The organism is Mesorhizobium sp. P3_A8, from assembly GCF_056402995.1.
Genome location: NZ_JBFUGI010000020.1, coordinates 45,096 through 71,633, shown reverse-complemented (window position 1 = coordinate 71,633; position 26,538 = coordinate 45,096). Strand labels below are relative to the sequence as shown.

Below are 26,538 nucleotides of genomic sequence, written 5' to 3'. Positions count from 1 at the left end.
CCAGAAGTAGCGCGAGCTCGGTCAGCCCGGTAAGGGAGGCAAAGGTGTCGCGGGCGAGTGCGGGAGCAGCTCCAGGGACAGTTGGGATCCTCAAGACCCGCTCATTACGGGCGCTATCGCGCCCACGATGCTCATGCTTTGTGATCCTCAGCAGAGTCTCAAGGGCTTCACCATGTGCGGTCTCGGCGGCGCCGGCCGTCTTTGCTATGGCCATCAAAAGATGCGCAACCGATAGCATGAGAACTACGCATGATATATGAAGTTTGTCTAATGTGATCGATTGTTCGGGGCGCAAATTCGGATGCCCAGTTATTCGAACAGAAGGGTGCTATCGAGGAGCGTGGTCGAAATGGGCCTCTTCTCCGCGGTGATGAACACCCTGGTGTTAATTCTGCCCCTCTACATGCTGCAGGTATATGATCGCGTTTTGCCCGCGGCCAATCTGGATACTCTCACCTACCTGACCTTACTTGCGCTTTCGTCACTTTTGCTCTTCGGAGTGCTCGAGGTCGTTCGGGGGATATATGCGAGCCGGCTCGCCGCACGGCTCGATGTTGCGTTGGGTGCATCGTCTTTTCTCGCCGCAATGAGCGGCCCCCGCGCTGGGCTCGGCGATGTCCAGGCCTTGCGCGACTTGGCCACGCTGCGGGGGTTCATCGCTTCGCGAACAATTTTTTTTCTCTTCGACCTTCCTTTCGGGCCGATCTTCGTGGGCCTCCTCTATTTCATCCACCCATTGCTCTTCCTTGTAACTGTCGTCGGAGCGGTTCTCATGGTGTCCATCGCCGTGCTGAATCAGGTCGCGAGTTCGAGGCCCGGTAAGGAGGCGGCGGAGAATCTCAATGCCTCAATGAATTCGGCGCAGGCCTTCGCGCGAAACTTCGAAACGGTCCGTGCACTCGGCATGGTGTCCAACGCGATAGAGTTCTGGGGTGCCCGCTTTTCCGCCTCGCTGCACGCCTCGGATGGGGTCGCTCGCATCAACGCATTCTATGGCGGTGTGTCTCGCACCACGCGATCGGTACTGCAAATCGCGATACTGGGCGTCGGCGCTTATCTGGTTCTGCACAACGAGATGACCGCCGGGATGATATTTGCGTCCTCGATGATCTCCGCGCGCGCTTTGCAACCTCTTGATCAAATCGTTGGAAGCTGGCGGCAGATCACCGACGCCAATCTTGCATGGAAGAGGCTTTCGGCTTCCCGATCCGGATCGGGCGAGCAGGAAAACATAGCGTTGCCGGCCCCTGAGGGAGCATTGAGCGCGGATCAGATAGTTTATCATCTTCCTGGATCGGCCGACGGCGCGCTGCCGCTCATAAAGCGGGTAACCTTCGAGGTCCCCGCTGGAGAAACCGTCGCCATCGTCGGCCCAAGCCAAGCCGGAAAATCGACGCTGGCGCGGCTTATCGTCGGTGCCATTCAACCCCGTTCTGGCGCGATCCGCATCGATGGCGGCGATATTCGAAACTGGGATCCCGAGCAACTCGGCCATCATATTGGCTACCTTCCGCAGGATGTCGAACTCTTCCCAGGAACAATCGCCCAGAACATTTCGCGCTTTGAGCCTGATGCAGCCGACGAAAAGTTAGTCCGGGCGGCCCAGCAGGCGCAGGTGCATGAGCTCATCCTGGGGCAGAGGAACGGATACTCGACTGTGATCGGCCCCGCTGGCGTTCGTCTCTCAGGCGGGGAGCGTCAACGCATTGGCCTTGCGCGCGCCTTTTACGGCGATCCCAAGATCCTGATGCTCGACGAGCCCAATGCAAATCTCGATTCTTATGGCGAAGCCGCGCTCGTGCGCGCGATCATCCAGGCGCGTTCACGAAAAACCACCGTGCTTGTCATCACCCACCGACCGTCCCTCGCAGCCAGATGCGATCGCATACTTATGCTGCGCAATGGCCAGGTCGAGATCTATGGTTCGACCAAGGACGTGCTCGACAAACTTGCCGAGCGACAGGGGCAAGCCAGATCGCCCACAGCTTCCCAGTCCCGTGACAGCGAAGGAGTGGTGCCTTTCCCGTCACCTACACGCGTGGAGATAAAGGTCGCCAATGACGGTTCGTAGCCAAATCATCCAGACGGGCGCCAATACGTATCGCTGGCAACGTGACGTCGATACACGCACAGATCGGATTACGCTGGCGGGATATGCAAGCGTGGCCGTTTTCGTGCTCGGCTTCGGATTCTGGGCAGCCACGGCACCGATTTCCGGAGCCACTATTGCGCCCGGAGTGGTGGCGGCAGCAGGGCAAAATGTCATGATCCAGCACCTCGAAGGAGGCGTGGTCAGCAGCATCAAGGTCCGAGAGGGCGACAGGGTCTCAAGGGGCCAGGCCCTGATTGTGCTCGATCCGACGGTAGCGCAGTCCCAGCTCAACCGCGTTCTCACGCAATGGGTTGCCCAAAAAGCTGAAATTTCGCGGCTTGAGGCAGAGCGGGACGGGCTCGAGAAAATTGTCTTGTCCAGCGATCTCGGAGCCTATTCAGACGCTTCCGAATACAGCGATGTCTTCGGAGAGCAAAATAAGGAGTTTCAGGCTCGGTTGGCGCGCTATGCCGCAGAACAGGGGATTCTGAAGCAAAGGGTAACGGCCCTCCAGGACGCGATTGTCGGGCTAAGGGCTCAAAAGAAGGCAGCGGAAAATCAAATTGCGATCGTTCACGGGGAGACGGAGCGAAAAAAAGACCTGCTGGAAAAAGGACTCACAAATCGTTCGGAATATACCGATCTTCTGCGCAGCACCGCCGAGTTGGTAGGCCAGGCAGGGTCTCTGGAAGCGCAGATCGCTAGCTCGGCGACGCAGACTGTGGAAGCGCGTCAGCAGATTGAACGACTTACAACCAGCCGGGTCGAGGATGCCGTTACGGAATTGAACAAAGCACGGGCGCAGGTCGCGGATCTCGAGGAACAAATCAACGCTGGTCGATCGGTCCTGGACCGGACGACCATCCGGGCGCCGGTGGACGGCATCATCGTTAGATCGCTCTACAATTCCCAAGGCAGCGTCATCCGTGCTGGGGAGGTGGCGATGGAGCTTCTGCCGACCACGAACGAGCTCATAGTCGAAGCAAGGATAAAGCCCGAAGATATCGACTCAATCCGAGTGGGGCAGGACGCAAATATGATGTTCACGGCGCTCAACACGCGTACGACGCCGAAAGTGCCCGGAAAGGTGTTCTATATTTCGGCGGACCGGCTGATAACACCCAGCACGGGGCTGCCTTACTTCACCGTCCGGCTTAGGATGGCCGCCAAGCTGCCGCCGCAGGTCAAGCCCGAGCAGATCTATCCTGGTATGCCGGTCGAAACATTCATCTCGACCGGCGAACGGACGTTTCTGGCCTACCTGGCCAAGCCCTTGATGGATTCGTTCCAACGCGCCTTCCGGGAGAGGTAGGCTGGCCTGCCGCCTGGAGATCGGAATCTCAGATGTGAGGCGGGCGCCGGATCAATCCGGCGCCCGCCTCACATCACAGCCTGCGGCCTTCAACGTCAGACGAAGTGGAAGTCGTCCGCCGGAAACCCCCAAGTGGCGCGATTGCCGCCTGGTGGTGGTACGAAAGTCTACTAAGTAAACAAAGGGGATTTTAAAAACGCGACGCTTATTGCAACGGCGTTGCGCCTTTTGGCATTTTGCCGAAATGCGTGCCGGACGAATGGATTTGGACGAACAACGCGACCGCGAATATTTAGCCAGTGGCAGACAAGCGCAGGAAGGCCGCGACATCGTTTCCATTCACGGCTGGACCATCACGATGAAATTCTGACCTGAGCCGAGGGTCGGTGGCGGTCAGGCGCCGGCCCGTGTCCGGCGGTTGAGGAAGCTGGCGGCAAGCACGATGAAGATCAAGAGCCCGGTGCCGACCTGTTGCCAGTAGAAGCTGAGATCGGTCAGAAGCAAGCCATTGGCGACGATGCTCAGCAGCAGGACGCCGAGAACCGTGCCGGGCACGTTGGGCCGGCCCTCGCGGCTGAGCGTCGTGCCGATGAAGGTGGCGCCGATTGCGTTCAGCAGGAATGCGTTGCCGGAGGAGGGGATGTAGACCGTCACGGTCGCGGTGAGGACCAGCCCCGCGATCGATGCCACCAGGCCGCAGACGATATAGACGAGCGCGACATGGCGCGAGACCGTCAACCCGGAATAGCGCGGCACGCTCGTCTGCACGCCGATCGACAGCACGACGCGGCCGAAGCGGCTGCGTGAGAGCACGGCGGCCGCGGCGAGGATAAGCAGCGTCACGATGACGAGCGGCACCGGAATGCCGGCGAGGCTGCCATGGCCGATGAAGTGGAAGGCTTCGGGAATGCCGGTTTGCGGCAGATAGACCGGATTGCCGCCATTGGTGAGGAGTTGCTGCACGCTGCGGCCGATGAAGAGCGTGCCGAGCGTCGCCAGGAAGGGCGTGATGCCGATGCCGGCAATGAGGACGGCGTTGAACAGCCCGACCAACGTGCCGCCGGCAAGCCCGGCCAACGCCGCCAGCCAAATCGGCTGACCGGCGAGCACCAGCGACACGAAGGCAAAGCTGGAGAAATCGACCGCGGTGCCGACCGACAGGTCGATGCCGCCGGCCGAAACCGCAAAGGTCATGGCGATGGCGACGATGGCGAGCAGGGTAAAATTGTTGACGAGGATGCTCTCGAGATTGGCAATCGCCAGAAAGGTCGTCGTTGTCAGCGAGAAGAAGACGAAGACCACGACGAGCAATACCACAACGGCGTAGCGCACGAGGCCGGCAAGCAGCGCCTGCAGCGGCAAGCTGCGCGGGGCGGCAGGAAGATCGGCGGTGCTCATGGTCAGGCCTCCTGAGGGCGCAGCAAGGAGGTTGCGGCGACGACGAAGAGGATCAGCACCCCTTGGACTCCGCTGACCAGCGTGCTCGAAATGTTGAGAAGCTGGAAGCCGTTGACGAGGAAACCGACGAACAGTGTCGAGAGCAGCGTACCGCCGACGGTCGGAACCAGCCGGCGTGAGAACACCAGGCCGAGCAGCGCCGTCACCACCACCGGCAACAGCATGTCGCCGGCGCCCGTGGTGCTGCCGCTGAGATAGGCGACCGAGAGGATGCCGGCGATACCGGCGCAAAGGCCGGCAGCGAGATAGGAGCCGGCGACGATGCGCTTCAGCGGCAGTCCGGCGGCGCGCGCCGCCTCGGGAAATTCGCCGACCGCGTAGAGCCTGAGCCCGATCGGCGTGAACTGCACCACAGCGCCAACCAACGCCGCGAAGATGACGAGGACATAGCCGAGCGTCGGAATGCCGAAGGGTCCGTTCGACGACAGCGCCGACAGGAAGTCGGTCGCGGCCGGCACGACAGTATTCTCCGTGACGACCAGTTCCAGCCCGGCGACGACATTCATCACCGCCAGCGTCGCAAGCAGTGGCACGATGCCGAAGACGACGACGGCAATCGCATTGACAGCGCCGACAGCAATGCCGGCGAGGAGCGCTACGATGACCGCCGTGCCGTCGCCGTAGCCGGCCTGGATCAGGCTTGCATAGAGCGCCGCGGCGAGCCCCATGGTGGCGGCGAGCGAGAGGTCGATGCCGCCGGTGACGACATTGGAGCCGCCACCGATGATGACGATGGTGAGTCCGATCGCCAGCACGCCGAGGATCGCCGACTGGCCAAGCACGTTGCCGATATTGCCGAGCGTGAAGAAGAATGGCGCCGTCACCGCGAAGAAGATGAGCAGGGCGGCGAAGGCGATCAGCGAGCCGGCCCGGAGCGCGACTGTTGCCAGCGCGGCGCCGAGGCGGCGGACCTCACGAGTACCGGCATCGAGGCCCGGAGCGACCTCGGGCCCGGCCGACAGGCTTGCCTCAACCGACATGGCGGACCTCGCTGGAGCCGGTGGCCTCCGCCAGCACCGCATTGGGCGAGGTTTCGGCCGAATTGAATTCGCGCACGATGGCGCCGCGATACATGACGAGAATGCGATCGGTGATGCCGACGAGTTCAGGCAGATCCGTGGACAGCAGCAGGACGCCAGCGCCGCGCGCCACAAGATCGCCGATCAGTGTGTAGATCTCGACTTTGGAACCGACGTCGACGCCGACCGTCGGCTCGTCGAGGATGTAAAGGTTGGACTGGCGGCTCAGCCATTTGGCGAGCGCCACTTTCTGCTGGTTGCCGCCGGAGAGCGTGCGCAGCAGCGCACTTCTGCTTGCGGTCTTGATCGACAGGCGCTCGATCAACCCGTCGACTTCGGCCCGCTCGGCGCCGCGGTCGAGGAAGCCGAGGCGGGTGAAACGGGCGAGGCTCGCCAGGGTCGAGTTCTCGGCGACGCTGAGGCCGAGCGCGACGCCGTGGCCGCGCCGGTCTTCCGGGACCAGCGCCAGACGGCGGGCGACTGCGGCGACCGGCGAGCGCGGCCGGCCGGGGACGCCTTCGATCCTGACCGTACCACCGCTCGCCCGTTCCAGGCCGAAGAGCGCACGCACCAGCTCCTTTGCACCAGAGCCGAGCAGGCCGGTGAGGCCGACGATTTCGCCTTGCCGGACGGTGAGTGAGACATCGCGGAATTTCGCGCCGGCCGACAGCCGCTCGACCTCGAGGATCGGAGCGCCGATCGGCACGCTGCGCTTCGGGAACATCTCTTCGATGTCGCGCTCGATCATCAGCGAGGCGATCTTCGCCGCCGGCGTCGTCCGAGCATCGACCGTTGCGACGTCGACACCGTTCCTGAGCACGGTGACACGGTCGCAGAGTTCCTCGATCTCGTTCAGGTAATGTGAGATGTAGATGACTGTGATTCCCTCGGCCTTCAACCGTCGGATCAAGGCAAAGAGGATGTCGGCCTCGCGCCGGACAAGGGCGGCGGTAGGCTCATCGAAAACCAGCACCGATGGCTTGTCGAGCAAGGCGCGGGTGATCTGGACGATCTGCTTCTGCGCCGTGGTGAGCGTGCTGATCAGCGCGCCTGCCGGCAGCGTCAGGCCGAAATAATCGTGCAGGATCTCGGCCGCACGCCGCTGCATGCCGCGCCGGTCGAGAAAGGGCAGGCCGCGCAGCCGCGGTTCGCGACCCAGAAACAGCGCCTCTCCGACGGTAAAACTGGGAACCAGCAGGCGGTCCTGATGGATGAAATGGATTCCGAGCCGTTCGACCTCGTGCGGCGTCAGCCGGGTTTGGCGCTTGCCGGCGATCTCGATCGTGCCCGCGTCGGGCTGGTGCAGGCCGGCGATGATCTTGATCAGCGTCGACTTGCCGGCGCCGTTCTGGCCGACCAGGCCATGCACGGTGCCTCTGGCGACGGTCAGCGAAGCACTGGCGAGCGCCTGGGCGCCGCCAAAACTCTTGACGATGTTGCGCAGATCGATGGCAGGCGCAGGCAGCGGGTCATTCCCGATGGAAGACGAGGTCATGGGTGGGCTCTGGCCAGCATGCGGTGTGAAGGGCGAACGAAGCCGGCCCGAAGCGGTAGACGCTTCGGGCCGGGGCGATATCGTTCGATCAGCTCAGGCCGAGGGTCTTGGTGACCGTATCGACATTGGTCTTGTTGGCGAGCAGCGCCGGCACATAGCTTTCGCGCGGCAGCTTCTGGCCGGCGAGATGGCGCGCGACGTTGCGGATGGCGATGAGGCCGAGCTCGGCCGGTTGCTGGGCGACGTCTCCCGAGGCGGGCGAGTTGGGGTCGCGTAGCAATTGCAGCACTTCCGGGCTGCCGTCGACACCGTAGGTCCGCACTTCGGTCCGGCCGGCGGCGACGACGGCCTGCGTCGCGCCGAGCTGCGGCACGTCCCATGCCGACCAGATCGCCTTGATCGAGCCCTTCTCCGGATATTTGTTCAGGATCGCGGTGATCTGGGCGAAGGCATCCTGGACCGTGTTCGGGATCACGTCGCGCAGCTCTGGCTCGAGGATTTTCACCTTGGGATAGTATTTGACCACGTTGCGCAGCTGATCATAGCGGATCGCGCAAGGTGTTACGCCATAGAAGCCGTTGAAGACGACAATGTTGCCTTCGCCGCCGATGTCGGAGACGAGCTGAAGCGCCAGGTCCTTGCCGATGCCCCAATTGTCCGACGTGCTGTTGTTGATCGAGTTCGGCGTTCCGACGTCGATGGTGAGGACGGGAATGCCGGCATCGCCAGCCTTCTTCAGCCACGGGTCGATGACGCTGAGCGTACCGAGGAGCTGGACGAGCGCATCGGGCTTCTGGGCGATGATGGTCTGCAGCTGGGAGACAAGCTTGCCGTCATTGCGTCCGGCATCGACGGCGATCGGCTCGCCGCCGAGCTTCTTCACCTCATCGATCTGTGCGTTGTAGGCGGTGAGATCGAAGAAGTGGTCGGTGCCGGCGGTGCTGATGGCGATCCGCTTGCCCTTGAGCGAGGGCACGTCGTCCGCGGCAGCGGCACGATTGATCAGCCCCGCATTGGCAGCGAGCAGCGTCGCCCCCGCGGCGGCACCGAGTTTAAAGAGGTCGCGCCGTCCGATGCCAAATCCCGCAAGGTCGCTTCCGTTCGTCGTTTCGTCAGTCATGATCTTCTCCTGATGTCGTGCCTGTGATGTCGTGCCGAACCGAGGCGCAGAACAGGCGCCGATCCGAATGTCGCTGTCAGAATAGATAGTCGATAGATTTGATCGAGAATGGAATGCGCTCTTTCTCAGAGCTTCCTGGAAACGCTATGCTAGGATCCTGGGCTTGGCTGGAAGCGGCTTCCAGAACCAGGCCAGCACGGTTATTCGTCAGTCATGACCCCTGCGGTTTCGGGCATCTCCGCGACCAGGCAGTGTGGGTGGCAAAGGGCAGGATTGAGACCATCCTCGACTGTGCAGCGCGTTCAAGATTGGCATGGTGCCCCAGAGAGCCGAACGCTTCCGTGTTGCGGTCGGCCTAAGCCCTGCGGCTAAGAAGCCTGCGATGGCTGCAATCGGGGAAGAAGTTTTCTCTATTAATTCCATAAACAAAATAGATAACCTCCATCTTCGCCGACCAATCGGCATAATCGCAGGGGAACGGATGGACTAAGCCCGCCTCCGAAGATGCCAGATTCAGAGGCCGACGATGACCCGCCAGATCCGTTTCAATGCCTTCGACATGAACTGCGTCGGCCACCAGTCGCCCGGGCTTTGGGCACATCCGCGCGACCGTTCCTGGCAGTACAAGGATCTCGACTATTGGCAGCATCTCGGCCGGACGCTGGAGCGAGGCATCTTCGACGGCGTCTTCATCGCCGACGTCATCGGCTACTATGATGTGTACAAGGGCAACCTCCAGCATGCGATCGAGCAGGCGGCACAGATCCCGGTCAACGACCCGCTGCAGCTCGTTGCGCCGATCGCGCTGGCGACCGAGCATCTCGGCATCGGCATTACGGTCTCGACCTCTTTCGAGCACCCCTACACCTTTGCCCGCCGGCTCTCGACCGCCGATCATCACTCCAAGGGCCGCGTCGGCTGGAACATTGTCACCTCCTATCTGGAGAGCGGAGCCAAGAACATCGGCCAGGGCGGACTGAAGCAGCACGACGACCGCTATGACATCGCCAATGAATATGTGGAGGTGCTCTACAAGCTGTTCGAGGGAAGCTGGGAGGATGGCGCTGTCGTGCGCGATCGCGACAGGCGCATCTTCACCCATCCCGAGAAGGTTCACGAGATCGGTCACAAGGGCAAATATTTCGAGGTTCCCGGCTACCATCTCTGCGAGCCGTCGCCGCAGCGCACGCCTTTGCTCTATCAGGCCGGCACGTCGGGCCCGGGCCGCCGCTTCGCGGCGCAGAACGCCGAATGCGTTTTCATCGCAGCGCCCACCAAGACGATATTGAAGAACCATGTCCGCGACATCCGCGAGCGCGCCGCTGCCTTCGGCCGTGATCCGCGCAAGATCTATTTCTACAATCTCCAGACCGTCATCGTTGGCGAGACCGATGCGGCGGCGCAAGCGAAGTTCGAGGAGTACAAGCGCTATGTCAGCTATGACGGCGCACTGGTGTTCATGTCCGGCTGGACCGGCATCGATTTCGGCCAATATCTGCCGACCGACCTCGTTCAAAAGGTCCAGACCAATGCCGGCCGCGCCGCCATCGACGCGATCACGGATGGTGATCCGGAGAAGCGCTGGACAGTCGAGGAGATCGCACGCTGGGGCGGCATCGGCGGGCTCGGGCCGGTCATCGTCGGTTCGCCGACGACGGTTGCCGACATTCTCCAGGAATGGGTTGAGGAAACCGATGTCGATGGCTTCAACCTTGCCTATGCCGTGACGCCGGAGAGCTTTGAGGACGTCGTCGACCTGCTCGTACCGGAGCTGCAGAGGCGCGGCGCCTATCCGACCGCCTATCGGCCCGGAACGCTGCGCGAAAAACTGTTTGGTGACGGGCCGCGGCTCGCCGCGCCGCATCCGGCCGCGCACTACCGCGATATCGAAGCCGTGAAGCGCACTGATGCGGCCGCGCGCCAAGGCACCGCCGCCTGATCCAGATTTCATGCCGGCCGTGATGCCGGCGCAAACGGAGACCATTCGCCATGTCAGCAGTCGTCGATATCCGCTCCGCTAACCGGGTCAACACGCCGGAAGAAGGCTTTCCGCCCCGGCCAAGGCCGCGCCAGCCCGCGCATGTGATCACCTCCGATGCCGAGGCGATCGAGATCGCCCATCGGCTCGCGGCTGATTTCGCCAAGGACGCAGCACTGCGCGACCGCGAGGGGTTGCTGCCGATCGATGAGCTCGACGCCTTTTCGCAGAGCGGCCTCTGGGGCATCAACATCCCCAAGGACTATGGCGGCGCCGGCGTCTCCTATGTGACGCTGACCGAAGTCATCAAGATCATCTCGGCGGCCGACCCCTCGCTCGGCCAGATCCCGCAAAATCATCTGGCGATCATCGAGCATATCGTCTCCGACGGCACCGAGGATCAGAAGCGCTTCCTGTTCGGCGAGGTGCTGGAGGGGCTTCGCTTCGGCAACGCCTTCTCCGAGAAGAACTCCAGCACTGTCGGCGCCTTCGAGACCAAGATCACGCCCGACGGCGACGATCATGTCCTCGTCAACGGCCGCAAATTCTATTCGACCGGCGCGCTGCTCGCCCACATCGTGCCGATCGTCGGCGTCGACGAGGCGGGAAACCCGCATCTTGCTTTCGCCGACCGGGATGCGCCGGGCCTCACCGTCATCAATGACTGGTCGAGCTTCGGTCAGCGCACCACCGCGTCGGGCACGGTGGTGGTCGACAATGTGCGCGTGCCGCTGTCGCGTGTCGTTGCGGCCTACAAGGCGTTCGAACGGCCGACCGCGGCCGGGCCGATCTCGCAGATCATCCAGGCAGCCGTAGACACCGGCATTGCCAAGGGCACGATCGCCGACACCATCGCCTTCATTCGCACCAAGGCGCGGGCCTGGCTCGACAGTGGCCAGGAAAAGGCATCGGACGATCCTTTCACCATCGCCGCGATCGGTGATCTCGAGATCAAGCTGCACGCCACTGAGGCGATCCTGGAGCGAGCCGCGCGCCTGATCGACGTCGCGCTGGTGACGCCCAATCTCGATACGGTCGCAGCGGCCGCCGTCGCCACCGCCGAATCCAAGGTGCTGAGCAGTGAGATCGCCATCCTCGCCACCAACAAGCTGTTCGAGCTCGGCGGCACGCGCTCGACGCTGGCCGAGCACGGGCTCGATCGCCATTGGCGCAACGCCCGCACCCACACGCTGCACGATCCGGCGCGCTGGAAGTTCTTCCACATCGGCAATTACTACCTGAACGGCGTCCAGCCGGCGCGCCACGCCTGGCTTTGACGACGGAAGGCTTTGAGCATGACCCAGATCGAGCGTTCACAGCATTTCTCGGCCGCGCCCGCGTTCTCGCGGCCGGCGCCTTTCATTCCTCCGCGCCAGCAGAAGGCGCATCGCATCACCAGCGACGCCGAGGCAATCAAGATAGCGCATGAGCTTGCCGCCGAATTCGCTGTCGGAGCCGTCGAGCGCGACCGGACCAGGCGTCTGCCGATCGCCGAGATCGAGCGGTTCTCGCAGAGCGGCCTCTGGGGCATCACCGTCCCGAAGGCGTATGGCGGGGCAGGGGTCTCGAACGTCACGCTGGCCGAGGTGATCGCGATCATCGCGGCCGCCGATGCCAGCATCGGGCAGATCCCGCAGAACCATCTCTACATCGTCGAGGGCATCCGCCTGGGTGCGAGCGAAGCGCAGAAGAAGGTGCTGTTCGAGCGCGTGCTCGACGGCGACCGTTTCGGCAACGCCTTCACCGAAATCGGCACGCGCACCAACATCGATTTCACCACGCGCATCGAGCGCAATGGCGATGGCTATGTCCTCACCGGACAGAAGTTCTACTCGACCGGTTCGCTGTTTGCCCACGTCGTCGTGGTGGTCGCGAACGATGCCGACAAGCGGACGAATCTGGTCTTCCTGGAGCGTGCCACCGCAGGCCTCAATCTCATCGACGACTGGTCGGGTTTCGGCCAGCGCACGACCGGTAGTGGTTCGTCGACTTTCGACAACATTCCGGTGACTGAGTTCCAGGTGGTGCCGCACCAGATCGTCTTCGACAATCCCACGCCCATGGGACCGGTGGCGCAGATCATCCACGCCGCAATCGACCTAGGCATCGCGCGCGCCGCCCTTGCCGATGCGATCACCTTCACCAAGGTGCATGCCCGGCCGTTCTTCGAGACGAGCTACCAGCATGGCTCGGAAGATCCGCATGTGATCGCGGCGATCGGCGATCTCGTGGTCAGGGTCAACGCGGCAAGTGCATTGACCGAGCGGGCGGGGCGCTTCGTCGATATCGCGACCGTCGATTCGACCGAAGACACGGTGGCCGAAGCCTCGATCGCCGTCGCCGAGGCCAAGGCGATCACCACCGAGGTCTCGCTGCATGTCTCCAACAAGCTGTTCGAACTGACCGGCGCGCGCTCGACGCTCGAACAGTTCGGCTTCGATCGCCACTGGCGAAATGCGCGCACCCACACGCTGCACGACCCGGTGCGGTACAAATATGTGAATGTCGGAAATTATTTCCTGAACGGTGTTCGACCACCGTGACACGGGGCTCTCTAGCGGTCTGGACCACATCCGAGCCGGCCGACCTCCAGTCGGCGAGGTCTCTACTCTGCTGCCGAAGCGGTCAGGGGCGGCCGCCAGCCGAGCGCGGGCGCGATGGTCTCGATGAAATCTGTGATGATCTGCTCATACTCATGCTGCTCGAATTCGTAGGGCAATTCGAGCCGCAATTCGTCAACCTTGTCCAGGACCGGGTCGCTGCCAAGTTGTTCCAGAATCTGTTCGGATGTGCCGACGATGTCCCGGGCAAAAAGCGTCCGCCGCTCGCCATGCGCCTTCAAGGTGCGCTCGTGGCGTCCGGCGGCATAGTCGGCATAGCGTTTCCTCGTGCGTGCATCGGCGCTGTCGAACGGCACGATCACCCTGCCCAACGCCACGCGAGCTCGCCTCTCGCTTTGCTGGGCAAAGAAAGTCTCCAACTGGTGCAATTGCGCTTCAAAGAAATTGTCGGTTCCCTCGCCGGATGTGACATTGCCGATCAGCAGGTTGAGACCGTTGCGACCGGTCCATTCAACCGATCGGAGCGAGCCGCCACCATACCAGATCCTTTCGAGGAGACCGGGTGCGTGCGGCTGAAGGCGAGGGCGCACGCGCCCGCCGGGAAATTCAATGATAGCGCCGGGTTCGCCGATCGGATCGCCGCGCAAATTGTCGACGAAGCGCAAGACGCGCCCATGCGAGAAATCGAGACTCCGCCAGTCGCTGTCGAAGACAAGCGGTCCGAGGATGTCGGCATGCGGCGGGAAGCCGGCGCTCAGGCCGACATTCAATCTACCCCGCGACAGCACGTCGACCGTCGAAAGATCCTCGGCCAGGCGGTAGGGGCTTTCGTAGCCGATCGGGATCACGGCGGTGCCCAGTTCAATGCGGCTTGTGCGTTGCGTGGCGGCGGCCAGGAAGGCGGCCGCCGACGAGATGCCCGGCTCGAGATGGCGCTGCCGAACCCAGGCGCCGTCATAGCCCAGCCGCTCGCCGAGCTCGAACAGCTGGAGTGTTTTCTCCAGCCCCGAATGCGGATCGCTGTCCGGATAGTTGCCGGGCGTGAGGAAGGCGAGCCTGCGGATGCTGTGCGAGATTGTCGTCAAGGCCGCTGTCTCCCTTCGATGCCGGCACCTAGTACTTCTTCAGCCCGGGCGGATTGGTCCGCGACTGCGCGATCTGCTCGGCGGAAAGGTTCCATCTGGCGAGGGCTTTCGCGTAGCTTCCGTCCTTGATGGCCTCGTTGAGCGCCGCGGTGATGATCCCGGCGATGCCGCTGTCCTTCTTCGTGGTGACGCCGACATCGGTTGTCAGCGGCCAGCCGGCATTGACGATTCCGACCGATCGGGTTTCACCGGTAAGCGCCGCCTGATAGGCCTGAGCCGAATTCATCGAGAAGATCGCATCGGCGCGGCCGGAGCGGATTGCCAGGCTCGATGCGGCGGTGTCATCGAGATAGATGATCTCTACGGGCTTCAGCCCGGCTTCGACATCCAACCTGCTCCACTCGAGAATGATCTTTTCCTGGATCGTGCCGGCATCGGTGATGATGCGCAGCCCGGCAATGTCCTTCGGTTCCTTGATCGAGGTGATCGAACTGGCGTTCCTCACATAGAAGCCGTGCAGGCCTTGCCGGTAGCTCGAGAAATCGAACTTCAGCTTGCGCTCTTCGGTGACGCCGACATTGCTGATGACGGCATCGTATTTTCCCGACGTCAGGCCAAGCGGCCAGTCTTCCCAGGCCACCGCAACGAGGTTGAGTTTCCTGCCGAGCTTGTCGGCAATCAGTTGGGCGATGTCCGGATCGGCCCCGACGACGGTTGCCGCATCGGTCGCATAAGTAGCAATCGGCGGCGTTCCGCCGGGGGCGATGCCAACCGTGAGGACGCCGTCCTCGACGAATTTGAACCGCTCCGGGGTCGACGCGATGAGGGCGGGGTCCTTCTCGGTGCGAGGGCGCGCAGACTGTTCGGGGCTGAGGTCGAAAGGCTCCGATGCGAGCGACACGAGCGAGGCCGCCAGAAACGCCGAAATGCCGATGACGGCGGGGATCGCTTTGGTTCTCAAGAACATTGGATTTCCAATTTTTCGCGGTGTTGTCTGTGCACGTCGTGCGCACGCATGCATGACGGAAGAGGCGGACGCAGATGGCGTCCGCCTTCAACGCGTTTTGGCTCAGCTGTTGGGCTTCGGTAGGCCGGGCGGGTTGGTGCGCGACTGGTCGATGGCTTCGGCGGTGAGGCTCCACTTCTTCAGCACTTCGCCATATTTGCCACTGGCGATCAGCTCGTTGATGGCGAGCGTGATGGCATCGGCGAGACCGCTGCCCTTGCGCGTCGCCACCGCGATCTCGGCGGTCAGCGGCCAGCCGCCGCTGACGATGCCGACCAGCTTGGTCTTGCCGCCGACGGCGGCAGAGTAAGCAAGCGTGGCGTTCGGATTGAACTCGGCATCGGCGCGGCCCGACTGAATGGCGAGCTGGCTTGCCGCCGAATCGTCATAGTACTGGACCTCGACAGGCTTCAGCCCGGCCGCGACGTTCTCGCGGTCCCATTCCAGCAGCACCTTTTCCTGGTTGGTGCCGGCACCGGTGATCACCCTCAAACCAGCGACGTCTTTCGGTTCCTTGATGGAGGTGATCTTGCTGTCGGCCTTCACATAGAAGCCGAGCACGTCCTGCCGGTAGGTCGAGAAGTCGAATTTTTCCTTGCGCTCTTCCGTCACCGTCACATTGCTGATGACGGCATCATATTTCCCGGAGGCAAGGCCGAGCGGCCAGTCGGCCCAGGCGACCGCAACCAGGTCAAGCTTCAGCCCCAGCGTTTCGGCGATCAGCACCGTGATATCGGGATCGGTGCCGACCACGGTCTTGGCATCGGTCGCGTAGGTGCCGACCGGCGGATCCCAAGGGCTGGTGGCGACCGTGAGATAGCCTTCCTTGGCGAATTTGAAAGTCGGCGCGATTGCCGCGGCTGCCTTCTCGCTCTTTTCGGCGTGAATTCGGCCCGGCTGCTCGGGACTGAGATCGAATTCCGCCGCGGTGGCGACGGAGGCGAAGGATATGGCCGATAGGATCGCGCCGAAGGCGAGGGATAGCGGCTTTCGGTAGAGTGTCATGGGTCTCTCCTTGCATTGTGGACGTGCGGGGTTGAGCTCCCCGAACAGGGAGCCTGGAAGGCCGGCGGTTCGCACATGACGCCGGCGCGTTTTCCCTGAAATTCCGGTCGCTAGAGAACCTTGGCGAGGAACTCGCGCGTGCGTTGGTGGGCGGGCGTGGTGAAGACCCTGGACGGCGTCCCGACCTCGAGGATCTTGCCGCCGTCCATGAAGACGATGGTGTCGGCGACTTCGCGGGCGAAGCCGATCTCATGGGTGACGATCACCATGGTTGTGCCTGACGTCGCCAGTTCCTTGATGACGTCGAGCACCTCGCCGACGAGCTCGGGATCGAGCGCCGAGGTCGGCTCGTCGAAGAGCAGCACCTTTGGCTTCAGCGCCAACGCCCTGGCGATGGCAACGCGCTGCTGCTGGCCGCCGGAGAGGTGGCGCGGATAGGCGTCGGCCTTCTCCGGCAGACCGATGCGAGCGAGCAGATCCCTTGCCAGTTCAATCGCCTCGTCGCGCGCAACGCCCTGCACCGAGACAGGCGCCTCGATGATGTTTTCCAGCACCGTCAGATGCGGGAAGAGGTTGAAGTTCTGGAACACCATGCCGATCGCGGCGCGCCGCCGCCGGATCGCCGCTTCCTTGAGTTCGTAGAGCGTCTGCCCGTCGCGGTGGTAGCCGACCAGCTCGTCGTCGATGGTCATGAACCCGGTGTCGGTCCGCTCGAGATGGTTGATGGTGCGCAGAAGCGTCGACTTGCCGGCGCCGGACGGACCGATGATCGCCGTCACCGAGCCAGGCGCCAGATCGAGATCGACGCCGTCGAGCACGGTCAGCGTGCCGAACCGCTTGGAGACGCCGCGGATCTCGATGCGCCCGACTCCGCGCCGCGCCAGTTTCTCGCCAGCGGTGACCAGTGGCTTGCGAACCGTGGTCGCTGGTGCCGGGACGAGGGGTGCGGGTTTGGCAGCCGGTGCGGCGCCGCGGCCGGACAGGAAGGCAAGCAGATTGGGTAGGAGTGGGCCGGACGGGGTGCGCACGGCGCCGCGCGAAAAGCGCCGCTCGATGCCGAGCTGGATGATCGACAGCACGCTCATGATGATGAGGTACCAGATGGTCGCAACCATCAGGAGCGGGATCACTTCCAGATTGCGCTTGTAGATGACCTGGACGGTGTAGAAGAGCTCGGGCAGGGCCAGCACGTAGACCATCGAGGTCGATTTGGCCAAGCCGATGATCTCGTTGAAGCCACTGGGCAGGATGGCGCGCATGGCTTGCGGCAGCACGATGCCCAGTGCCTGCCGGCGCCGCGAAAGACCAAGCGCGGCGGCGGCCTCTTGCTGGCCCTGGTCGACGGAAAGAATGCCGCCGCGGATGATCTCGGCCGAGAAGGCGGCCTGGTTGAGGCTCAACCCGACCACCGCGACCCAGAACGGACTGAACACTTCGACGGTGTTGAACTGCGCGAACAGCAGGCTGGTGAAAGGCACGCCGACATCGATGGTCGGATAGAGGTAGCCGAGATTGTTGAGGACGAGCAGCAGCACGATCAGCGGGATGGAGCGCAGCAGCCAGATATAGGCCCACGACACGCCCGACAGCAGGGGCGAGGCAGAAACGCGCGCGAAAGCGAGCAGCGTCCCGAGAAAAAAGCCGAGCGCTGAGGCGAGCACGGTCAGAAGCAGCGTGCGGCCAAGGCCGACCAGCACCGGCTCGGAGAAGAAGAAGCGGGCAAAGACGTCCCAGCCCCACCTCGGATTGGTCAGGATCGACTGCAGCGTGAAGAAGATGACCAAGACGGCGACGACGGTGCCGACCGCGCGCCAGGGGTGCTTCGCCGGCACCACCCTGTACCCCTGACGGTCGGAGGTGAATGGCACATTTCTGGGGGAGGCTACCTCGCCTATGTCGGCCGTCACTGTCATGGATCGCCGTTGCTCCAATGGAGTAATGTTGCGGGAGTACTATATATTTATCAAGTAAACCTACGTTACACTAGCGAATGCCAAAGCTGCATCACGGCATCTGTTTTTATATTTTTAGTGATCCGGAGTTAATTCGTCTATATTAGTCTATATTTGTGGGCGAGTTGCTGTGGGCTGCGCGCCCGATCAGCTTGCCTTGCGTTCGAGCGCGTTCGGTCCGAATTCCTGCGCCAGGGCGCTGATGTCCTTTTCGAAGGGCAGCGTGCCGTGGATTTGCGGATCGACGCTGGCGTCGAACAGGGCGGTGTAGCCGTCGCTGAGATAGAGACCCGCAGCCTCGGGCTGGCGGAAGCCCGTGGTCAGATAGAGCCTCGTATAGCCCTGGCGCGCCGCCTGCAGCTCGAGTTCAGCGAGCACCTTGCGCGCAAGGCCCTGGCGGCGAAGGTCGATATGCGTCCAGACGCGCTTGAGTTCGGCGGTGCGTTCGTCATAGCGCTTGAAGGCGCCGCCGGCGATCGCCGCGCCGTCGCGCAGCAACAGCAGAAAATTTCCATTGGGGGGTGCGAACAGCTCGGCGGGGTAGCGGCGCATCTCTTCGCCCGGTTCGCCGAAATGGTCGCCGTAGCGGGTCGTGTATTCCCAGGTCAGCGCTTCGATGAGGGGGGCTGCGCGCGGATCGAGCGGTGTCGTGTAGAGAAAGCTGTCTGTCATGGCGTGGATCCTGTGGCCGGCTCGCTTGTCCGCGGAGCCTCGTTCGCGGCGAGATAGTCCTGGACCAGCGCCACCCAGTAGCGTGCGGCGTCAGGCAGGATGTCGTCGTTGAAGTCGTAGTTGGGGCTGTGCAGGTCGGCGCTGTCGCCATTGCCGATGAAGAGATAGCTGCCAGGTCGCGCCTCGAGCATGAAGGCGAAATCCTCGCTGGCGGTGATCAACGGGAAATTGGTCTCGATCCGTTCGCCGCCGAAATGCCGGAGCGCCACCTGGCGGGCGAACTCGGTCTCTTCCAGGTGGTTGACGAGCGTCGGATAGCCGCGCGGATAGGTGACCTCGGCTGTCGCGCCGTAGCTCTGCGCCTGGGCTTCGGCGAGCGCGATGATGCGCGTCCGGATTTGGTCCCGCACCGTCTCGCTGAAGGTCCTGATAGTGACTTTCAGCTCGACGCTGTCGGGGATGACATTGGCCGCGATGCCGCCATGGATCGTGCCGACGGTGACCACCGCCGTCTCCAGCGGGTCGACATTGCGCGACACGATCGTCTGCAGGGCCATCACCAGCGAGGCAGCGGCGACTATCGGATCGACGGCATGGCTGGGCCGCGCACCATGGCCGCCCTTGCCGACGATGCGGATGATGGCGAGATCGACGGAAGCCATGGCAGGACCGCTGAGGAAGGCGAACTGTCCGGCAGGCACACCCGGCCAATTGTGCAGGCCGAACACGGCGTCGACCGGGAAGCGTTCGAACAGCCCGTCTGCAATCATCGCCCTGGCGCCGGCGCCGCCTTCCTCGGCGGGCTGGAAGATCAGGCGTAGCGTGCCCGAAAACTCCCGCGTCTCGGCAAGATGGCGCGCGGCTGCCAGCAGGATCGCGGTGTGGCCATCATGCCCGCAGGCATGCATCACTCCCGGCCTGGTGCTGGCATAGGGCAGGCCGGTCGCCTCGACGATCGGCAAGGCGTCCATGTCGGCGCGGATGCCGATGCTTTTCTCGCCGAGCCCGTTGCGCAGCGTGCCGACCACGCCGGTGCCGCCGATAGTCTCAGCGACCTCGTAGCCCCAGTGTCGCAAGCGCTCGGCGACCAGCGCGCTGGTCTTTTTCTCGTGATAGGCCAGCTCCGGTTGGCTATGCAGCTTGCGGCGCAGCGCGACGAATTCATCCGCGTGGTCGAGGATTGCCGCTTCGGTTGTGATCGACAGCAGAGGGGCCTGAAAGGTCATCAGGCGGCTTCCTCGGTGGCTGGCGCCGCGCGAGAGGCAGCCTGCGCATAACGGCTTTCCTTGAACGGCAGGCCGAGATGATCGCGCAGCGTCGTGCCGATCTGGCTGCGCGCATGGCGGCCGCGCTTTTCCAGAATGGGCAGCACATGCGCTTCGAAATCGTCGAGCCCGGATGGGATGACCTGGAAGCCGAGCACGAAGCCATCGGCGGCTCCACCATCCACCCAGCGGATCAGCTGGTCGGCGATCTTTTCGGGCGTACCGATGAATTCGTTGCGCGATGTGGCCGCATCCAGGGCGACTTCGCGCAGCGTGAGGTTTTTCTCCCTGGCGACACGCTTGATACGGTCGGTGGTGGAGCGGAAATTGTTCTTGCCGATGTCGCCGAGCTCCGGGAACGGATCGTCGACCGGGTAGGTAGTGAAATCGTGATGGTCGAAGAACCGGCCGAGATAGAGCAGCGCCTCGTGAACGCTGACGAGGTCGCGTATCTCGCGATATTTGCGCTCGGCTTCCTCTTCCGTTGAGCCGACGATCGGCGCGATACCGGGGAAGATTTTTATGTGGTCGGCCGAGCGGCCATGCGCGACCGCGCTGTCCTTGAGCCGGCGCGACAGCTCGCGGTTTTCCTCGAAAGCGGCGGCGTTGGCAAAGACGGCGTCGGCGTGCTGGCCGCCGAGTGAGATGCCGTCATCCGAGCCGCCGGCCTGGAAGAGGACCGGCTGTCCTTGCGGCGAGCGGCCAAGATTGAGCGGCCCTTCGGCAGAATGGAAGCGGCCCTTGAAGTTCAGCCGGTGCATCCTGGAAAAATCGGCGTAGCGGCCGGCCTGCCGGTCGCGCACGAAAGCGTCGTCGTCCCAGGAATCCCACAGGCCCTTGACGATCTCGATGTGCTCGGCCGCGATCTCGTAGCGCAGCGCGTGTTCGGGATGCTTGTCGCGGCCGTAATTTTTCGCCGAACCTTCGAGCGGCGAGGTCACGGCGTTCCAGCCGGCGCGGCCGCCGCTGACGGCGTCGATCGATCCGAACTGCCGCGCGACGGTGAACGGATCGCTGTAGGAGGTGGACAGCGTGCCGACGAGACCGATGCTCTTTGTCGCCACCGCCAGCGCCGACAAAAGCACGATCGGCTCGAAGCGGTTGAGGAAATGCGGGATGGATTGTTCGTTGATGTAGAGCCCGTCGGCGACGAAGGCGAAGGCGATGCCCGCAGCTTCCGCCTGCCGCGCGATGCGCACGTAGTAGTCGAAATTGGTGCTGGCATCGGTGGGTACGCTCGGGTGCTTCCAGGCATTCATGTGGCCGCCCGGGCCTTGCAGCATGATGCCGAAGGGAATTCGCTGATTGCTCATGACGGCAAAGCTCCTTGATCCGTTTGTTTCAGGCCGCGGCCGCCGGCCGCTCGCGCGCCAGCATCTCGGCGGTGGCAAGGCGCCACAGGCCGCCGACGGCCGGCTCGACGATGAATTCGCTGGTGCCGGAGCGTGCGTGCAGGCGGTCGAGCTCGGAGCGGACCTGGTCAGGTGTTCCCGCAATCACGCTCGGCTGCTTGGGCTCGATGCGGTATTCTTCCGAGCCAAGCTGGCGCGCATAGTCTTTTGCCTGTTCCTCGCTGCCGACGGTGACGCTCTGGGCGCCGGGGACATGCACCTTGAACAGCTTGATCTTGTCGGCCTGCGCCTCGGCCTCGCCGGCATATTCGGAGACGATGACCGAGACAGCTACGATCGGCGCGCGCCCGGTTTGGGCCCGGTAGGCCGCGACCGTGTCGTCGAGCAGGGCATCGTCGCCATTGAGGTGACGGGCGAAGACGAACTCCCATTGATGCACTGCTGCGAGCAGCGCGCTTTCGACGCTGGCGCCGAGCAGGAAGCGCTGCGGCGCGACCGGCGGACGCGGCGTGGCGCTCAGCCCCTCGACCAGGCCGGCGCCGTCGAGATAGGCGCTAAGCTCGGCGATCTGCTCGCCGAAATCCCGGCTGTGCGACGGGTCACTTTTGCCTTGCAGGGCGCGTGTCGACAATGGCAGGCCACCGGGCGCCTTGCCGATGCCGAGATCGACCCGCCCGGGCGCCAGCGCCCCCAGCAGATGAAAGTTCTCGGCGACCTTGTAGGGGCTGTAGTGCTGGAGCATGACACCGCCGGAACCGATACGGATCCGGCTGGTGTGGGCGAGCAGGTAGGCGATCAGCACCTCCGGCGAGGAACTCGCGAGCTCAGGCACATTGTGGTGCTCGGCCACCCAGAACCTGCGGTAGCCGAGCCGTTCGGCAAGCTGTGCCAGCGCCACGGTTCGTTTCAGCGCATCCGTCGCGCTTTCTCCATGGGCGAGCGGGCTCTTGTCGAGGAGGCTGAGCGCATAGGCCATGGGATCTCATCTCCACCTTCGGCCGCGTGGCGACCACGTCTTCACATGGAGAGATTGTAGTACATATAGTCTATAGAATTTATATACTATATGCCGAGTTTCGGCCCTTGAGGAAAAAACCCTTTCTCATCGGGCACCGGCTTTGGAATGTCCGGCCTGTGAGCGGGTTTCGCATCGACACTCGAACTTTCACGGATGCGGCGGCGGGATCAGCCCATGCCCGACCAGCGCATCGATGATCCGCTCGGCGCCGGAAACGAACTGGCGGCCATTGGCTTCGCCGGATGCGTGAGGGGAGGTCTCGCCCGACGGCAGCACGAGTACGGGGAGCCCCTGATTGGCTTCGCCGACGAGCTCCACCACGTCGGCGCGCGGCCGAGGGAACGCGATCCGTCGGATGTCGATTGCATCGACAAGCCTGGGAAACGAGGCCAACACGCCTTCCACCAGGGCGGAGTGGCGACAGAAGAATCGCTGCTCCGGGAACTTGGCGTCTTCGAAATCAGGGGAGAGCAGGAAAAGGACGGGCTTGTTGGGATCGGTAGAGGTCAACGGCATTTCCACTTCGGACACCATAGTCAGATGACCGGTAACCTACTGCGATAGGTGAGGATTGCCGAAGGCCAGGATTTCAAATGGCGCACCTTGCGAAGCAACAATTGTCTCTTAAACGGCTTCCGCTCCGAATGCAGTTGCTGTCGGAATTGATGCAGTCGACGTGGCTTGGGAGGCAAATGTAGCCATCGTGCGGCCGCGTCGTCCTCAGCACCACGAACTGCAGGCTTGATGCGGGCAGCAACGATGATCCATCAATGCCTGGCATCAAACACTTGGGATCTTCGATTCATCGGTCATTATGCTGAAGCCTCAGCCCGGTCCTAGTGGACAACCTCCTGAACCACCTAGATCACCGTCTCTCCTCCATCGATAACCAGAATCTGGCCCGTCATATAAGAGGACCGGTCGGACACCAGAAACAGCACTGCCTCCGCGATTTCCTCGACGCTTGCCCAACGGCCAAGCGGCACTTTTTCGCGGATGTAAGCTTCGATGGCTTCCCGGCCTCCCATCTGGGCGATGAAAGGGCCATTGAAGGGCGTGTCGACCCAACCGGGGCAAAGCGCGTTGACGCGAATGCCGAAGCGGCCATAGTCGCCCGCCATCTGCCTGGTCATCGCGATCACCGCGTGCTTGGTCGTCGTATAGGCGATCATCTCGCGGTCGTAGAGCACGCCGGAACTCGACGACGTGTTGAGGATGACCCCGCGACCCACCTTTTTCATGAACGGCAAGACGATGCGGGCACCGAGGAAGTGAGCCCGCACATTGAGCGTCCAGGACGTGTCGAAGCCTTTGATGCTCACACCGAGCACGTCACCCTCGACCTGCACGCCGGCATGATTGTGCAGGATGTCGATCCTGCCTTGTGTGTCGATGAAATCGCGGAAAGCGGCTTCAAGCGCCTGATCGTCAGTCAGGTCGAACACAAGCGCTTTCGCCCGGCCACCGGCAGCAACAATCTGGTCGACGGTCGCGTTGGCGCCGTCGGCGCTGCGGTCCGCCACACCGACCACCGCACCCTCGCGCGCGATGATCAGCGCTGCCGCCCTGCCGATGCCCGATCCCGCCCCGGTGACGATCGCGGCCCTGTCCTTCAGGATCATCTCTCTCCACCCTTTCTTACCGCCTCGTAATCCTGCATCATCCGGCGGACGAGCCTCGCCAGCCTTGTTGCGCACCGATCAACCTCTGGGGAAAAGACAGGCATGTACGAGTTCGGCCCCTTCGAATTCGAGTCGAAGCAGGATTTTTTCGACAAGGCAATCCGTTTCTGGAATCCCGACAAGACCAGGTTCTGGCAGAAAGCCGGCATCGATCTGGTGATCGGCAGGCGGGAAGGTTACTTCCTCTACGACGTGTCGGGACGCCGCCTGATCGACCTCCACCTCAATGGCGGCACCTACAATCTCGGCCACCGCAATCCGGAACTGGTCGAGACGCTGAAGAGCGCGCTCGATTATTTCGATATCGGCAACCACTGGTTTCCCTCCGTGGCGCGGACGGCGCTGGCCGAATCCCTCGTCAATGTCTCACCGGGAATGAAATATGCGATCTTCGCGCCGGGCGGCGCCGAGGCGGTGGACATCGCCATCAAGAGCGCTCGCTATGCCACCAAGCGGCGCAAGATCGTGTCGATCATCAAGGGTTATCACGGGCATTCGGGGCTCGCTGTGGCGACCGGCGACGATCGCTTCACCAAGATCTTTCTTTCCGACCAGCCGGAAACGTTCATCCAGGTGCCCTTCAACGATATCGACGCCATGGAGCAGGCGCTCAAGGGCGAAGACGTCGCGGCGTTGATCATGGAGACGATCCCCGCCACCTACGGCTTCCCGATGCCGAAGGACGGCTATCTCAGCGCCTGCAAGGCACTGTGCGAAAAGCATGGCGCGATGTACATCGCCGACGAGGTCCAGACCGGCCTGATGCGGACCGGCAGCATGTGGGGCTGGCAGGCCTATGGGATCCAGCCGGACATCATGGTGACCGCAAAGGGACTGTCCGGCGGTCTTTATCCGATCAGCGCGACGCTGGTGAATGACAAGGCCGGTGGCTGGCTCCACGAGGATGGGGCGGCCCACATCTCGACCACCGGCGGGGCCGAGCTCGGCTGTGTCGTTGCCCACAAGGTCATCGAGATGCTGCAGCGGCCTGAACTGGTGGCCAATGTCGGCACGGTGACCGAGTTCATGGCGCAGGCCATGCGCGAGATGCTGGTTCGCCACGGCGACATCTTCACCGGGGTGCGCCAGAAAGGCGTGATCCTCGGCCTGGAATTCAGCAATCACCCGGAAGGTGCCGTCTTCGTGTCGCGCGCACTCTACGAGCACGGCGTCTGGGCGATCTTCTCGTCGCTCGACAAGCGGGTGTTGCAGTGGAAGCCAGGCGTGCTTCTGGATCGTGAAACCTGCCAGGACATCATGGATCGTTTCGACGCGGCAATGCCGCGCGCCCGCGAACTGCTGCATCAGGCGGGCAAGGCGAGTTGACATGGCTCAAAGCTGGTTGAAACTGCCGGGCGTCCAGCTCGAGCTGGCGGCTGGACTTGCCGGAATCGGGCGGGTTCGGGCAGGGGACATGGGCACAATGATCGGGCAGGACGGACAGTGACGGATTTCGATGCGCTCACCCATGACCAGCAACTCGGCATCCTGCAGGAGACGGCGGAGGCAGCCACCGCCCGTTACGATCTGCCGGCGGACGTTTCCGTCGCGATGATCAACCTGTCGGAGAACGCGACCTACAAGGTTGCGGCTCCCGACGGCCGGCGCTGGGCGCTGCGCATCCATCGCGACGGCTACCATTCGAGGACCGCCATCCAGTCCGAACTGGCCTGGCTTACCGATCTGCGCCAAACCGGGATCGTCCCCACACCCGTGCCGGTGGCGGGCAAGGACGGCGAGCAGATCCAGCGTGTCGGCCATGCCAGGCTGGCGCAGCCCCGCAATGTGGTGTTGTCGCAATGGGAGACCGGTGCGGAGCCGGGCATAGGCGAGGCGCTTGGCGAGCCTTTCGAGGTGCTGGGCGAGGTGACGGCCCGCATGCACCTCCATACCCGGCAGTGGCGGCGCCCTTCCTGGTTCAGCCGACCGGTGTGGGATTTCGAGACAAGCCTCGGTGAGGAGAGCCCGCACTGGGGACGCTGGCGTGACGGCATGGGCGTCGACGCCGCGAAAGCCAGGCTCTTTGGCCACACCGCGGAGCTGATCGGCCGCAGGCTCGCCGCCTTCGGCAAGGGCCATGACCGCTTCGGCCTTATTCATTGCGACCTGCGGCTTGCCAACCTCTTGATCGACGGCAAGACGGTGAAGGTTATCGACTTCGACGATTGCGGCTTCGGCTGGTATATGTACGACGCCGCGACGCCGATCTCGTTTTACGAGCACGAGCCGCAGGCAGCCGATCTTATCCGCTCATGGACGACCGGCTATCGCCGCGTGCTTGACCTGCCCAAGGCGGACGAGGACGAGATCCCGACCTTCGTGATGCTGCGCCGCCTGCTCCTGGTTGCGTGGATCGGCTCCCATGCGGAGACGGACCTCGCCAGGTCGATGGGCCTGCCCTACACAGAGGGAACGGTCGGGCTGTGCGAGGCCTATCTGAACAAGTTTTCCTAGGCGGGCGCCATC

21 protein-coding genes are annotated in these 26,538 nt (G+C 63.1%); 7 read left to right on the top strand and 14 right to left on the bottom strand.

Translation table 11 applies throughout. The features are described 5' to 3' along the window. The first annotated feature begins 301 nt into the window (after positions 1-301). Positions 302-2,071, top strand: coding sequence for a type I secretion system permease/ATPase (locus AC1DX4_RS32390; protein WP_477224194.1), 1,770 nt, complete (start codon positions 302-304; stop codon positions 2,069-2,071). Beyond that, entirely contained in the window at positions 2,058-3,404 is a 1,347-nt protein-coding gene (locus tag AC1DX4_RS32385; RefSeq protein ID WP_477224193.1) for an HlyD family type I secretion periplasmic adaptor subunit, read from the top strand. The genes AC1DX4_RS32390 and AC1DX4_RS32385 overlap by 14 nt, the downstream gene beginning before the upstream one ends. A 393-nt stretch (positions 3,405-3,797) precedes the next feature. Here AC1DX4_RS32385 and AC1DX4_RS32380 read toward each other — a convergent pair whose 3' ends face one another. The 4 genes from AC1DX4_RS32380 to AC1DX4_RS32365 all read right to left on the bottom strand — a co-directional run bounded on the left by AC1DX4_RS32380 (position 3,798) and on the right by AC1DX4_RS32365 (position 8,496). Next, positions 3,798-4,802, bottom strand: a complete 1,005-nt coding sequence (locus AC1DX4_RS32380) for an ABC transporter permease (RefSeq protein ID WP_477224192.1) — start codon at positions 4,800-4,802, stop codon at positions 3,798-3,800. Between the two features lie 2 nt (positions 4,803-4,804). After that, positions 4,805-5,824, bottom strand: a complete 1,020-nt coding sequence (locus AC1DX4_RS32375; RefSeq protein ID WP_477224208.1) for an ABC transporter permease — start codon at positions 5,822-5,824, stop codon at positions 4,805-4,807. A 7-nt stretch (positions 5,825-5,831) separates the two neighbouring features. Then, positions 5,832-7,376 carry a sugar ABC transporter ATP-binding protein gene (locus tag AC1DX4_RS32370; RefSeq protein ID WP_477224191.1) on the bottom strand — a complete coding sequence of 515 codons (1,545 nt, stop codon included), beginning with the start codon at positions 7,374-7,376 and terminating at the stop codon, positions 5,832-5,834. 88 nt (positions 7,377-7,464) lie between these two features. Next, positions 7,465-8,496: a sugar ABC transporter substrate-binding protein gene (locus AC1DX4_RS32365; protein ID WP_477224190.1), complete on the bottom strand. Its 1,032-nt coding sequence runs from the start codon at positions 8,494-8,496 to the stop codon at positions 7,465-7,467. Between the two features lie 526 nt (positions 8,497-9,022). Between AC1DX4_RS32365 and AC1DX4_RS32360 the strand changes: the two genes are divergently transcribed. The 3 genes from AC1DX4_RS32360 to AC1DX4_RS32350 are packed head-to-tail and all read left to right on the top strand — an operon-like array spanning position 9,023 to position 13,017. Beyond that, positions 9,023-10,435 (top strand): LLM class flavin-dependent oxidoreductase, encoded by a 1,413-nt coding sequence (locus tag AC1DX4_RS32360; protein ID WP_477224189.1) that lies wholly within the window; start codon positions 9,023-9,025, stop codon positions 10,433-10,435. A gap of 50 nt (positions 10,436-10,485) precedes the next feature. After that, the gene (locus AC1DX4_RS32355; RefSeq protein WP_477224188.1) at positions 10,486-11,751 is read left to right on the top strand and encodes an SfnB family sulfur acquisition oxidoreductase; all 1,266 of its coding nucleotides are present in this window, start codon (positions 10,486-10,488) and stop codon (positions 11,749-11,751) included. 18 nt (positions 11,752-11,769) lie between these two features. Further along, the gene (locus AC1DX4_RS32350; protein WP_477224187.1) at positions 11,770-13,017 is read left to right on the top strand and encodes an SfnB family sulfur acquisition oxidoreductase; all 1,248 of its coding nucleotides are present in this window, start codon (positions 11,770-11,772) and stop codon (positions 13,015-13,017) included. 62 nt (positions 13,018-13,079) lie between these two features. On the opposite strand, the gene AC1DX4_RS32345 is transcribed toward AC1DX4_RS32350, so the two are convergent. The 10 genes from AC1DX4_RS32345 to AC1DX4_RS32300 all read right to left on the bottom strand — a co-directional run bounded on the left by AC1DX4_RS32345 (position 13,080) and on the right by AC1DX4_RS32300 (position 24,012). Beyond that, entirely contained in the window at positions 13,080-14,111 is a 1,032-nt protein-coding gene (locus tag AC1DX4_RS32345) for an LLM class flavin-dependent oxidoreductase (protein ID WP_477224207.1), read from the bottom strand. Between the two features lie 37 nt (positions 14,112-14,148). Next, complete coding sequence (locus AC1DX4_RS32340; RefSeq protein ID WP_477224186.1) at positions 14,149-15,087, bottom strand: ABC transporter substrate-binding protein; 939 nt, start codon at positions 15,085-15,087, stop codon at positions 14,149-14,151. A gap of 102 nt (positions 15,088-15,189) precedes the next feature. After that, positions 15,190-16,131, bottom strand: a complete 942-nt coding sequence (locus tag AC1DX4_RS32335; RefSeq protein ID WP_477224185.1) for an ABC transporter substrate-binding protein — start codon at positions 16,129-16,131, stop codon at positions 15,190-15,192. A 110-nt stretch (positions 16,132-16,241) separates the two neighbouring features. After that, positions 16,242-18,044, bottom strand: a complete 1,803-nt coding sequence (locus tag AC1DX4_RS32330; RefSeq protein WP_477224184.1) for an amino acid ABC transporter permease/ATP-binding protein — start codon at positions 18,042-18,044, stop codon at positions 16,242-16,244. A gap of 186 nt (positions 18,045-18,230) precedes the next feature. Next, entirely contained in the window at positions 18,231-18,755 is a 525-nt protein-coding gene (locus tag AC1DX4_RS32325) for a GNAT family N-acetyltransferase (protein WP_477224183.1), read from the bottom strand. Continuing rightward, a complete protein-coding gene (locus tag AC1DX4_RS32320) occupies positions 18,752-19,981 on the bottom strand; it encodes a M20 aminoacylase family protein (RefSeq protein ID WP_477224182.1) in 1,230 nt (409 codons plus the stop codon). Before AC1DX4_RS32320 ends, AC1DX4_RS32325 begins: the two co-directional genes overlap by 4 nt. Further along, positions 19,981-21,333 (bottom strand): LLM class flavin-dependent oxidoreductase, encoded by a 1,353-nt coding sequence (locus AC1DX4_RS32315; protein ID WP_477224181.1) that lies wholly within the window; start codon positions 21,331-21,333, stop codon positions 19,981-19,983. The genes AC1DX4_RS32320 and AC1DX4_RS32315 overlap by 1 nt, the downstream gene beginning before the upstream one ends. A gap of 28 nt (positions 21,334-21,361) precedes the next feature. Continuing rightward, positions 21,362-22,348, bottom strand: coding sequence for an MsnO8 family LLM class oxidoreductase (locus tag AC1DX4_RS32310; protein ID WP_477224180.1), 987 nt, complete (start codon positions 22,346-22,348; stop codon positions 21,362-21,364). Between the two features lie 189 nt (positions 22,349-22,537). Continuing rightward, positions 22,538-22,900, bottom strand: coding sequence for a DUF3088 domain-containing protein (locus AC1DX4_RS32305; protein WP_477224179.1), 363 nt, complete (start codon positions 22,898-22,900; stop codon positions 22,538-22,540). Between the two features lie 350 nt (positions 22,901-23,250). Then, positions 23,251-24,012: an SDR family NAD(P)-dependent oxidoreductase gene (locus tag AC1DX4_RS32300; RefSeq protein WP_477224178.1), complete on the bottom strand. Its 762-nt coding sequence runs from the start codon at positions 24,010-24,012 to the stop codon at positions 23,251-23,253. A gap of 102 nt (positions 24,013-24,114) precedes the next feature. Between AC1DX4_RS32300 and AC1DX4_RS32295 the strand changes: the two genes are divergently transcribed. Both AC1DX4_RS32295 and AC1DX4_RS32290 read left to right on the top strand, forming a co-directional pair. Further along, the gene (locus AC1DX4_RS32295; protein WP_477224177.1) at positions 24,115-25,398 is read left to right on the top strand and encodes a class-III pyridoxal-phosphate-dependent aminotransferase; all 1,284 of its coding nucleotides are present in this window, start codon (positions 24,115-24,117) and stop codon (positions 25,396-25,398) included. A 117-nt stretch (positions 25,399-25,515) separates the two neighbouring features. Beyond that, complete coding sequence (locus AC1DX4_RS32290) at positions 25,516-26,526, top strand: phosphotransferase enzyme family protein (RefSeq protein ID WP_477224176.1); 1,011 nt, start codon at positions 25,516-25,518, stop codon at positions 26,524-26,526. Positions 26,527-26,538: the final 12 nt, after the last annotated feature.